Consider the following 10,529-nt stretch of genomic DNA (forward strand, 5'->3'; position numbering starts at 1 on the left):
GTCACACCTCGCTCTGCGCGCCGGAGCGGGACCTCGCCACGATCGACGAGGCGGTGAAGTTCACGATCAGCGTCAGGATGAACAGCGCCAGGCCGGCGGCCATCAGCGCGGACATGCCGAATCCGGACGCGTCGCCGTAGCGCAGCGCGATCAGGGCGGAGACTGAGTTCGCGCCGTTCTGCAGGATGTGCGGTTGGATCTGGAAGACCGGCGAAATGATCAGGTACACCGCGATCGTCTCGCCCAGCGCCCGCCCGAGCCCGAGCATCGTGCCGCCGATGATCCCGCCCTTGCCGAACGGCAACACGACCGCGCTGACCATCCCCCACCGGGTCGCGCCCAACGCGTACGCGCCCTCCCGCTCTCCGGGCGGTGCCTGGCTGAACGCCTCCCGCATCACCGAGCACTGGATCGGCGCGACCATCAGCGACACGGTGATGCCGGCGATGAACGTGCTGGCCGTGTAGACGCTGGCGGTGGCCAGCGGGTTGGTCGGGTCGGCGCCGTCGACCGCGAAGATCGGGATCCAGCCGAACCAGGTCGACAGCCACCGCGCGAGCCCGACCACCTGGCCCTGCAGGAAGAACAGGCCCCACAGCCCGTACACCACGCTCGGCACGGCCGCCATCAGGTCGACCAGGGTCACCAACGCCCGCTTCATCCAGCGGGGGGCGATCTCCGAGATGAACAAGGCGGTACCGGTGGACAGCGGCACCGAGAAGCACACCGCGACCGAGGCGATCAGCACCGTACCGGTCAGCACGGCCGCGATGCCGAAGCGATGGGTGTCCGGCTGCCACTCCTGAGTGGTCACGAACCGGAACCCGACCGCCTTCAACGCTTCGGCGGCGCGGAGCGACAGGAACAGCCCGACCGCGAGCATGATCACCAACACGGTGAAGCCGGAGGCGCGGGCACCGCCCCGGAAGACCCGGTCGGCCGCGTTGGACTTCGCCCGCAGCCGCCGCGGCGTCGCCGGACGACCGGCCGGAACCCACGGCCGACCGACTCCCGCGGGGTCGCGCCCATCACTGATGACGGCGACCGTCGGGTCGCCGTCTCGCGGTTCGGGTGCTGCGGTCACCAATCCTCCAGAGTGGACGGATTCGCGTGCTGCGGAACCCGTCGGTTCGCGATCAGAACACCGGCCGCAGATTGCCTTTCGCGGTGGACCGACGCAAACAGCGCGCTAACAGATCGCTTCCGCGCGACGTCATTGCCGGCCACCGACCATCGGCGCAACAACGTCATGTCCGCGCCCGGCCGGAATCGCTGCCCCAAAACCGTCCCCGCCTACCGACGACCGCGTCGATTTCGGCATGCAGAGCGGTTTCCACAAAACGATCCACCGCTTGGTCACATTCGGTCCGCCGTTCGTATGACCGTGCGGCTTTCGCCAGTACCCGGCCGTCGGCGTCGGTTATCGCCCAACGCCATTTCAGCCGGAAATCGGGCGACACCTCGATCGTCGCCCGGCGAGCCCGGTCGCGCACGACCATCGCGGCCTTCATGGCTCCGGCCAGATCGGCAAACCGTATCGGCGAAACGCCGAGAATCCGATTGTTTCTGCCGATGAGTTGCCAGATCACCAGACCGTCGCGTGTCCGATGGAACTGGTATCGCACGAACGTTGCCCCGTTTCGCCACTTACCGCCAGCATTTTTTGACTGTAGTGACCGGCCCAGTCACGGAAGGACGTTTCCTGATCGCCGGATAGCGGGGAAACGCGTGGGAAATGAAAACGCGGTGACGAGAACGACTCCTAGCGGTAACGGCCCTGCCGGGCGGGCATGGCACGCGCAAGAAATGACTTTGGTGGATTGGTCGACCTGGGCCGGAAATCGGTCGGGAGGCGCCGCATGCGCCACATCGGCCATCGGCCCGGCTGGTCACCAATCCCACCAAAGCGATGGATTCGATGGGTTCGATCGGCTCGCGCGGGACAGGTCGCAAACGCACGATGTGCGTCCACTGTGGACCCATTGAGGTGATCTCAACGAGGATTGGCGGTTCCGCGTGTGTCTATTCAAGGGATCGGTGACTTGGTGTCAGGCGGGTGCGGGAGTGGTGGCAGGCAAGGCCTGCCGTCGATGGCGCCGCGGATGGCGTCGAGTGTGCTGATGCCGTGGGCGCCCGGGTCCAGGTAGTTTCGGAACCTGGCACCAGCGGGCGAGGGTGGACAGTCCAGCCTGTATGGCAGGATCAAGCCGTGCACGAGAAGACCGAAGGTCAGCTGCGTGTTATCCGCAAGGTCACAGCGGTCATGCAGACAGCCGGTATCCCAGCGTGGCTGTTCGGGGGCTGGGGACTCGATGCGAGGATCGGCCGGATCACTCGAGAGCACGGCGACGTGGAGTTCTGGGTTGAGCGTGTTCACGCCGGGCGGTCGAAGGCAGTGCTGGTAGGAGCTGGCGCCACGGCTCTGGCGACTCAGCCCCCAGAGGAGGCCTGCGAGTTCCTGTTGGACGATGTTCCGTTTAGCACCGCTTACTTTGATAGGCGGCCAGACGGATTGTTCAGTCAGCCCCTGGGGCGATGGTCTGACTGGCTGTTCCCACCAGGATCCTTCGGCGACGAGCCCGTGATGCTCGATGGCACGCCGGTACTGGCTATGAGCGTCTCCGGCATGCTCGCCATGAAGGAGCAGTTCCCGCACCTACGCAACGGCCGGCCATGGCGGCAGAAGGACATCGCCGATATCGAGATACTCCGGGGGCTGGCCTTCCAGGGAAGGACCGACGGCCACATCGGAGTGGCCTGAGCGGCGCAGACCGTTACATCGGTAAACGGCACGACTTCGGCGGCAACATCCAGGCCGTGATGTGCCCGGACGGCATGCCGATCTGGGTCTCCGCCGTGGAACCCGGCAGCGTGCATGACCTGGTCGCCGCCCACGAGCACGCCCTCGGTGCGTTGTACGCCGCGGCCGCCCGTGGACTTCCACGCTGGCCGACCCGGGATACGCCGGCGAGGGTATCGGCGTGCACACTCCGTTCAAGCAGCCCACCGACGCACGCCAACTGGGCCTCGACAACCGCAATACAACGCGCTGCTGCGCTCTCTGCGTTGTCTCGGCGAACGCGGCTTCGCGCTGCTCGTGGGTCGCTGGCGGGTACTTAACACGTCACCGCATGCCCAAAGAAGATCGGCGACCTCGCCGAGGCAGCGCTCGTGCTCACCCAATTCGAGCACCGATACCTGCCTCGCTGAGATCACCTCGTTGGGCCTTGTGCGCCCGGGGATGCGACCGGGCCGCGGGCCGGTGGGTGGGTACTGGCCAGTAACCTGGCGGGCATGACCGACCTGGAGACGTTGAGCGCCAGCATGCTGAGCGCCGTACCGTTCGCCCGTACCCTCGGCGTGGAGTTCACCGCGGTGGCCGACGGCGGCCGCACCGTCACCGTCCGGCTGCCCGACGCCGAGCAGTTGCACAACCACGTCGGCGGACCGCACGCGGCGGCCATGTTCGGGCTCGCGGAGACCGCGTCGGGCGCGGTGGTGATGTCGCTGTTCGCCGATCAGCTCGACCGGGCGGTGCCGCTCGCGGTACGGGCGGACATCGCGTACCGGAAGCTGGCCATGGGGCCGATCGAGGCGACGGCGCGGCTGGACCGCTCCCGGGACGAGGTGCTCGCCGAGCTGGACGCCGGCCAGCGGCCGGAGTTCACGGTCGCGGTCGACATCACCCGCGGGGACGGCGCGATCGCGGCCGAGATGCGCGTGGTCTGGACGCTGCGCCCGAACCGCCCCGAGGCGCGGTGAAGCCTCAGCGGCAGCCTCTGTTCAGTTACGATGACGGTATGAGCGCGGAAGCCGTCGGTATGCACATGCCGCCCGTTGTCACGCTCAATGACCTCGCGGCCATGATCGCTGCTGACCCGCACGGGCACCGATACGAGACCAGCCCCGAAGGAGCGCTGTCCGTCATGCCGCCGCCCGACTCCGAGCATGCCGAGACTGCCAGCCGCCTGCTCGTCTGGCTCGCCATGGGCGGCTGGCCGGCAGAGCAGATCCTGCAGGCCGCCGCCGTCCGGATTCCCGGGCCGACCGGCGACGGCGGACGGACCCCCGATCTGACCCTGTGGTCTCCCGGCCTCAGCCGCGAAGCGTCTGGTTGGCTGTCACGGACATTCTGCTCGTGATCGAGATCGTCTCGCCGGGCTCTGAGGCGATGGACGAGATGGTCAAGCAGCATGAGTACGCCCGCGCTGGCATTCCGCGCTATTGGGTCGTCGACCGGGATGCCAACCAGACCGTCACGCTTCACACCATCGCGCCAACCGGCGACTACGAGGTCGTCACGAAGCTTCCCCTGGCGTGGCTGCTGAACACGGCGCCCGCTGATCACCTGAGCTGATCGGCGCGGGCGGATCCCGAAAATCTCGAGACCCGCCCGCGCTGTCGGGGTCAGCCGCTGTGTGAGATGTTCAGTGCGTAGAACGCGACCGTCGCGCCGACCGTGGAGCTGCTTCCACTGGTCTGGTCGTAGTCGCCGGCCTTGAAGTACATGCCGTACCCGTTGAACGTCGTCGACATCGGCCAGGTCTGCGTCGCGCCGCCGTTGATGACCAGACTGATCGTGTTGCCGCTCAGCCCAATCGTGTAGCTCCACTCCGTACCCAGCGGCACGTTGCCGGCCAGGTGTTGCACCTCGTTGCCGCCGGCCGGGGTCTGCTCGATCGCCATCTCGATGTTCCCGTTGCTGTAGTAGAACAGCTCCAGCAACGGCTTCGTCGAGCCACCCGAACCGAGGTGGATCTGCCCGACCGCGACGTGGCTCGGCACCTGGGTCACCTTGAGCGTCGCGCTGAGCTTGTGGGTACCCGGGCTGAACCAGTTGGCCGCCGCCCCGCTCGCGGTCATCTCCCGGAACTCCGAGCGCGAGTAGTTCGAGTTCGGCGTCGTGACGCCGTTCTCCGGATCCCAGAACGTCATCGCACCGTCGTTCGGGTCGGTGTAGAAGTACGCGTCCTGGAAGCCGTTCGGCCCCTTCAGCTGGGACGGCAGGATTGTGGTGGGCGCACCGGGCGAACCGGTCGGCAGTTGGAGTTCCCACAGCGACAGGTCGAAGTTGCCGCCCGGGGCCACCGACGGGTCGAGGCCGCCGGGCGGGTTCGTCGGGGCGCCACCGCCGCCCGACACCGTCCACTGCTGGTTGGTGGCGCCGGTGCAGGACCAGATCTGGAGTTGGTTGCCGTTGGCCGAACTCTTGTCGGTGGCGTCCAGGCACTTGCCCGAACCGGTGTTGACGATTTCGCCGTCGCTGACCGTCCACTTCTGCGCGCTGGTTCCGTTGCAGTCGTACAGCTGAACCTTGGCGCCGTTCGCGGTCGACGCCGCGGCCACGTCCATGCACTTGCCCAGCGCCCGGATGGAGCCGTCGGAGTTGCCCACGGTCCAACTCTGCGCGCTGGTCCCGTTGCAGTCGTACAGCTGGACGTGCGCGCCGTTGGCGATGCTGGCCGCGGCCACGTCGACGCACTTGCCGCCCAGGCCGGTGATCGGGCCGGCGCTGGCGGCCATGGCGTCGGTGACACCGAAGACCGCCGCGGCGACCGTGACCGTACCGGCGGCGACCGCCGCCGCGATGACCCCTCGGCGCCGGCGTGACTGCCGGGGCCTGCCCGTTTCTCCCGTCACGAACACTCCTTCAGGTGTGGGACGCGCGACGGCGCGGGCGGGTGGACGGGCGACGCCGGGTCGGCTCCGGACACCCGGCCGGTCGGGCGCGGCCGGTCGGGACGTCCCGGGCGCGATGGTCGTGGCGCCTGGGCCGCCTGACCGGCCCGCCCATCAGACGGGCCTAGCGGCCCATTTGCCGGCAAATCCGCCCGGGCCTTTCGGGACAAGGTAGGCGGAAGATCGATGACTGTAAAGACTGTTTAGCATTGAACTTTATCTCAGTCCGGAACCGCGTCTCAGTCCTGAGCTCCGCCTCGGTCCGGATCCGTCAGCCGACTCAGGCGCGGACCGCCTCGCGCCGGCGCCTCGCGGCGACGGCCAACTCGCCCAGCAGCCGTTCGGTGTGCTCCCAGCCGATGCACGCGTCGGTCACGCTCTGGCCGTAGGTCAGCGTGTCCCGCGGCCCCGGCTCCTGCCGCCCCTCGACGAGGAAGCTCTCCATCATCAGCCCGGCGATCCCGGACTCGCCGCCGGCCACCTGGTCGGCGATCTCGCGGACGACCGCCTCCTGGCGGACGTGGTCCTTTCCGCTGTTGCCGTGGCTCGCGTCGATGACCAGCCGGCCCGGCATCTCGGCCTTTGCCAGCAACGCCAGCGCGTCGCGGACGTTCTCCGGGTAGTAGTTCGGGCCGCCGCGCCCGCCCCGGAGCACGACGTGGCAGTCCGGGTTGCCGGTCGTCGACACGATCGAACCGCGCCCCTCGTCGTCGATGCCGAAGAACACGTGGCTGCCCGCGGCCGTGTGACAGCCGTCGATGGCGGTCTGCACATCGCCGTCCGTGGCGTTCTTGAAGCCGATCGGCATCGACAACCCCGATGCCAACTGCCGGTGCACCTGACTCTCTGGAGTACGGGCCCCGATCGCACCCCACGAGACCGCGTCCGCGATGTACTGCGGACTGGTCGGCTCCAGGAACTCGCAGCCGACCGGCAGCCCGGTGGCCAGCACGTCCAGCAGTACGCCGCGGGCCAACCGCAACCCGCGCTGCACGTCGTGGGTGCCGTCCAGGTCCGGATCGTTGATGAGCCCCTTCCAACCCAGCCTCGTGCGCGGCTTCTCGAAGTAGACCCGCATGACCACGCAGAGGTCGTCGGCCAGCGGCGCGACCGCGGCGGCCAGCCGCTGCGCGTACTCGTGCGCGGCGGCCGGATCGTGCACCGAGCACGGCCCGACGACCACGAAGAGCCGGTCGTCCTCGCCGCGCAGCACGTCGCGCACGGCCCGGCGGCTGTCGGCCACCAGGCGGGCGCCGGCGGCGTCCAGGGGCAGGGCGGCACGCAACTGCCCCGGCGGTACCAGCGGCTGGAAGCTGGCGATGCGCAGGTCGCTGGTGGACGCCGGATCGGTGGAAGCGGCTGGGGTCATGATCTTCCCGTCTTCTCAAGGAGCGGGTCCCGTCCGCGACCTTCGCGATGTCCGGAGCGTGCCCGCCACAATGACGAAAGGCAGAGGCGATCGCCTCTGCCTGGCTGGCTCCGGGTGGTTGGTCGGTCAGCGCACCTGACTACCGGCTCCACCCGGAGCCGGCGTAAAGCGCCGATAGCAACGAACCCACGCGGACATGGTGGGGAGGCTAGCACGGCCCGGGAAGGGCGGACAAACGGCGCCGGCGCGGACATGCCGCCTGCCGTGAGCGACGTCACCCCGGTGCGGTTCGCCCGCCGGGCGGCGCCGTCCGGCCGGGACGAGGCGAAGCGGGGCGCCGGGTTCACCGCCGGCATCACGGCGGGCGTCAGGGCCGGTCACGTGTGTATCGACGACCGCCCACGCCGGCCGGAACGGCCGGGACGCCCGCCGGCGGCAGCCGCGACGGTGGGGGCGCACGCCGCCATCGAACCCGCCTCACGCCACGCCCTGGCCAGCCGTGTCCAACTAGCGGGAAGTGATTGACGAATGTGAGTCGGCCCGCTCCCGCGTCGCGCCGTTCCCCATCCACGGACGTCTCAGTGACGCCCGCCGGACGCCCGTGAAGAAGCTCCGCCGCACGTCACGGCTATGATGTGATCTTAAAAGTGGTCAGGAAGGCGTGCTCAGCGAGTCGGCCCGCGGGAGTCGGAAATCAGTGTGGGCGCCGTCTCGGTACGCACGTGTTCGGGGAAGGCACAGCAATGTCCGGTTCCGCCACCCGGGTCTGGGAAGGCATCACGATCCCGGCCCCGGGAACCTATCTGCTCGACCAGGCGCACAAGCGGATCGGATTTCTGGCGCGGCACATGATGGTGAGCCCGGTACGGGGCGCGTTCACCGAGGCAACCGCGCGCATCGTGGTCGACGAGGATCCGCTGCGATCCTGGGCGAGCGCGACAATCTGGGCGGCGACCGCCAACACTGGCAACCCCGATCGCGACAAGCACCTGACCAGCGCAGACTTCCTCGACGTCGAGCGGTACCCCACGCTGGAGTACCGCAGCACCGGCATCAAGTGGCAGGGCAACAACGACCCGATCTTCTACTGGGCGTACCTGAGGGGCCACCGCGCACTGGGCCGGCGAGGCGACTCCGCACCGCCGCAGCCCAACCAGGCGACCGGACGGTTCGTGCTCACCGGGGAACTGACCGTCAAGGGGATCGTCCGGCCGGTCGACCTCCAGGTGGAGTTCGGTGGCGCCCGCCGCGACCCGTACGGCAACGACATCTTCGGGTTCTCCGCGACGGCCGAGATCAACCGTGAGGACTACGGCCTGCTCTGGAACGTGACGCTGGAAAGCGGCGGGGTGCTCGTCGGCAAGAACGTGCGCATCGAGATCGCCGGCGAGGCGATCCGCCAGGCGTGAGGCGCGGCCGGTCCCGGCAGCCACCGGCCGCGGAGCACCGACACGCACCGACGTCGATGCCCCGCACGGCGCGTCGATCCACGGCTGTCTCTTGACAGGTCTGGGGCGGACCCGTACACATCTGTTGGTAGAGAGCGCTCTCCCATTCCGTCCCGCACCATCCGGCCCCCATGACCGACCGCGTTACGGCAGCGCCGTGCCGCGACTACGCCATGCTTCGGGCCGGAACTTGAGAGCGCGCTCCGCGCTGAAGGGAAGCCATCGTGTTCCGCATTCCGCGCATGGCCGACAGAACCAGTGAGCATTCGAGTCCACCGCAGGACGGCGGTGGTGGCGCCCGCCCGCGCCGCAACCCGCTGCCCGGCAAGGGCCGCACCGCCCTCGCCGCGCTGGCCCTGGTCGCCGGGTGCCTGACCGGCATCGCGACCACCACGCTGGTCGCCGCCCCCGCGGCGCTCGCCGACCCCGTGCCGCCGCCACCGTCCGGCTGGACGACCGTGTTCGGCGACAACTTCGCGGGTACCGCCGGGTCGCCGCCGTCGTCCGCGAACTGGTTCTACGACATCGGTACCGGCTACGGCACTGGTGAGAAGGAGCAGACCACCAGCTCCACCGACAACGTCTACCTCGACGGCAACGGCCACCTCGTCCTGAAGGCCATCAAGAACGGCAGCACCTGGACGTCCGCGCGGATCGAGAGCACTCGGGACGACTTCCAGGCACCGCCCGGCGGCAAGATGGAGATGACCGCGTCGATCCAGCAGCCGAACCCGGCCAACGGCCTCGGATATTGGCCGGCCTTCTGGGCGCTGGGCTCCCCGATGCGCGCCGGCGGTGGTTGGCCGCAGTCCGGTGAGATCGACATGATGGAGGACGTCAACGGCCTGAACGAGGCGTCGCAGACGCTGCACGACTCGGCGAACAGCCCCGGTCACGCGCTGATCCCCTGCCCCGGCGCGGGTTCGACCTGCCAGACCGGGTACCACACCTACTCGGTCATCATCGACCGCACCAACACCAGTGCCGAGACGCTCCAGTTCCTCATGGACGGCGTGGTGGAGAGCACCATCACCGAGGCGTCGGTCGGCGTCGGCGCCTGGCAGGCCGCCATCGACCACGGGTTCTTCATCATCTGGGACCTGGCGATGGGCGGCAACTACCCGGACGGCATCTCCGGGCAGACGACCCCGACCGCGGCCACCACCTCGGGGGCGTCCATGAGCGTGGGGTACGTGGCCGTGTACGAGCAGGGCGGCAACTCCACGCCGACCGGTACCGCCACCGCCACCGGGCAGGTCAAGGGAATCAACGGCCTCTGCCTGACCAACCAGAACTCGCTGAACACCGAGGGCAACCCGATCGGGGTCAGCGCGTGCAACGGCGGCTCGGGCCAGCAGTGGTCGCCGTACACCGACGGCACCCTGCGGGTCCAGGGCGGCTGCCTGGACGTGGTGGCCGCCGGAAAGACCAGCGGTACCAACGTCGACTGGTACCCGTGCAACGCCACCAACGCACAGAACTGGACGTACCAGGCCAACGGTGAGCTGGTGAACCCGAACTCCGGCCTGTGCCTGACCGACCCGGGCGGCAACACCGGCGCACGCCTGGACATCGAGACCTGTACCGGCTCCCCGCAGCAGCTGTGGACGCCGCCCACCGGCGGCGGTGGCGGCGGCAACACCGTGACGGTCAGCGGTCCGGGCAACCAGAGCGGGACCGTCGGCACCGCGACCAGCCTGCAGATCCACGCCACCGACTCGGCGTCCGGCCAGACGCTGACCTACAGCGCCACCGGCCTGCCGGCCGGGCTGTCCATCAACGCGTCGTCGGGCCTCATCTCCGGCACCCCGACGGCGGCCGGCACCTCGAACGTCACGGTGACCGCGCGGGACACCACCGGCGCCACCGGCGCCGCGTCGTTCACCTGGACCGTCACCGGCGGCGGGGGCGGCGGCACCTGCGGGACGACGAACATCGCCCAGGGCAAGACCGCGACCGCGTCCTCATCCGAGAACGCCGGAACCGCACCCGCCAACGCCGTCGACGGCAACACCGGCACCCGCTGGTCCAGC

Annotated in this window: 12 protein-coding genes; 8 read left to right on the top strand and 4 right to left on the bottom strand. The window is 69.0% G+C overall.

From position 1 onward, the window contains the following. Position 1: 1 nt before the first annotated feature. Together pstC and Raf01_RS42475 are read right to left on the bottom strand one after the other, a co-directional pair. Complete coding sequence (gene pstC / locus Raf01_RS42470) at positions 2-1,084, bottom strand: phosphate ABC transporter permease subunit PstC (protein ID WP_239134414.1); 1,083 nt, start codon at positions 1,082-1,084, stop codon at positions 2-4. A gap of 163 nt (positions 1,085-1,247) precedes the next feature. Next, positions 1,248-1,625: a YegP family protein gene (locus tag Raf01_RS42475; RefSeq protein WP_203923805.1), complete on the bottom strand. Its 378-nt coding sequence runs from the start codon at positions 1,623-1,625 to the stop codon at positions 1,248-1,250. A 584-nt stretch (positions 1,626-2,209) separates the two neighbouring features. Here Raf01_RS42475 and Raf01_RS42480 point away from each other — a divergent pair. The 5 genes from Raf01_RS42480 (at position 2,210) to Raf01_RS50220 (ending at position 4,357) form a co-directional block, all read left to right on the top strand. Continuing rightward, on the top strand, positions 2,210-2,761 hold the full coding sequence (locus tag Raf01_RS42480; RefSeq protein WP_203923806.1) for a nucleotidyltransferase domain-containing protein: 552 nt from the start codon (positions 2,210-2,212) through the stop codon (positions 2,759-2,761). Then, complete coding sequence (locus Raf01_RS42485; RefSeq protein WP_203923807.1) at positions 2,674-3,120, top strand: transposase family protein; 447 nt, start codon at positions 2,674-2,676, stop codon at positions 3,118-3,120. Before Raf01_RS42480 ends, Raf01_RS42485 begins: the two co-directional genes overlap by 88 nt. Before the next feature lie 174 nt (positions 3,121-3,294). Next, entirely contained in the window at positions 3,295-3,762 is a 468-nt protein-coding gene (locus Raf01_RS42490) for a DUF4442 domain-containing protein (RefSeq protein ID WP_203923808.1), read from the top strand. Between the two features lie 38 nt (positions 3,763-3,800). Beyond that, positions 3,801-4,142, top strand: coding sequence for a PDDEXK family nuclease (locus Raf01_RS50215; RefSeq protein WP_239134415.1), 342 nt, complete (start codon positions 3,801-3,803; stop codon positions 4,140-4,142). Further along, positions 4,139-4,357 carry a Uma2 family endonuclease gene (locus tag Raf01_RS50220; protein ID WP_239134416.1) on the top strand — a complete coding sequence of 73 codons (219 nt, stop codon included), beginning with the start codon at positions 4,139-4,141 and terminating at the stop codon, positions 4,355-4,357. Before Raf01_RS50215 ends, Raf01_RS50220 begins: the two co-directional genes overlap by 4 nt. A 50-nt stretch (positions 4,358-4,407) precedes the next feature. Here the strand turns inward: Raf01_RS50220 and Raf01_RS42500 are convergent, their stop codons facing one another. Together Raf01_RS42500 and Raf01_RS42505 are read right to left on the bottom strand one after the other, a co-directional pair. Then, a complete protein-coding gene (locus Raf01_RS42500; protein WP_203923809.1) occupies positions 4,408-5,640 on the bottom strand; it encodes a polysaccharide lyase family 7 protein in 1,233 nt (410 codons plus the stop codon). A 319-nt stretch (positions 5,641-5,959) separates the two neighbouring features. After that, positions 5,960-7,048 carry a 3-deoxy-7-phosphoheptulonate synthase gene (locus tag Raf01_RS42505; protein WP_203923810.1) on the bottom strand — a complete coding sequence of 363 codons (1,089 nt, stop codon included), beginning with the start codon at positions 7,046-7,048 and terminating at the stop codon, positions 5,960-5,962. Between the two features lie 264 nt (positions 7,049-7,312). Between Raf01_RS42505 and Raf01_RS42510 the strand changes: the two genes are divergently transcribed. The 3 genes from Raf01_RS42510 to Raf01_RS50225 all read left to right on the top strand — a co-directional run. Next, positions 7,313-7,573 carry a hypothetical protein gene (locus Raf01_RS42510; protein ID WP_203923811.1) on the top strand — a complete coding sequence of 87 codons (261 nt, stop codon included), beginning with the start codon at positions 7,313-7,315 and terminating at the stop codon, positions 7,571-7,573. A gap of 218 nt (positions 7,574-7,791) precedes the next feature. Beyond that, the gene (locus Raf01_RS42515) at positions 7,792-8,457 is read left to right on the top strand and encodes a YceI family protein (RefSeq protein WP_203923812.1); all 666 of its coding nucleotides are present in this window, start codon (positions 7,792-7,794) and stop codon (positions 8,455-8,457) included. 281 nt (positions 8,458-8,738) lie between these two features. Further along, positions 8,739-10,529, top strand: a 1,791-nt coding sequence (locus Raf01_RS50225) for a ricin-type beta-trefoil lectin domain protein (protein ID WP_239134417.1), incomplete at its 3' end; no start/stop codon positions are given.

It is taken from the genome of Rugosimonospora africana, assembly GCF_016862975.1.
Taxonomy (GTDB): domain Bacteria; phylum Actinomycetota; class Actinomycetes; order Mycobacteriales; family Micromonosporaceae; genus Rugosimonospora; species Rugosimonospora africana.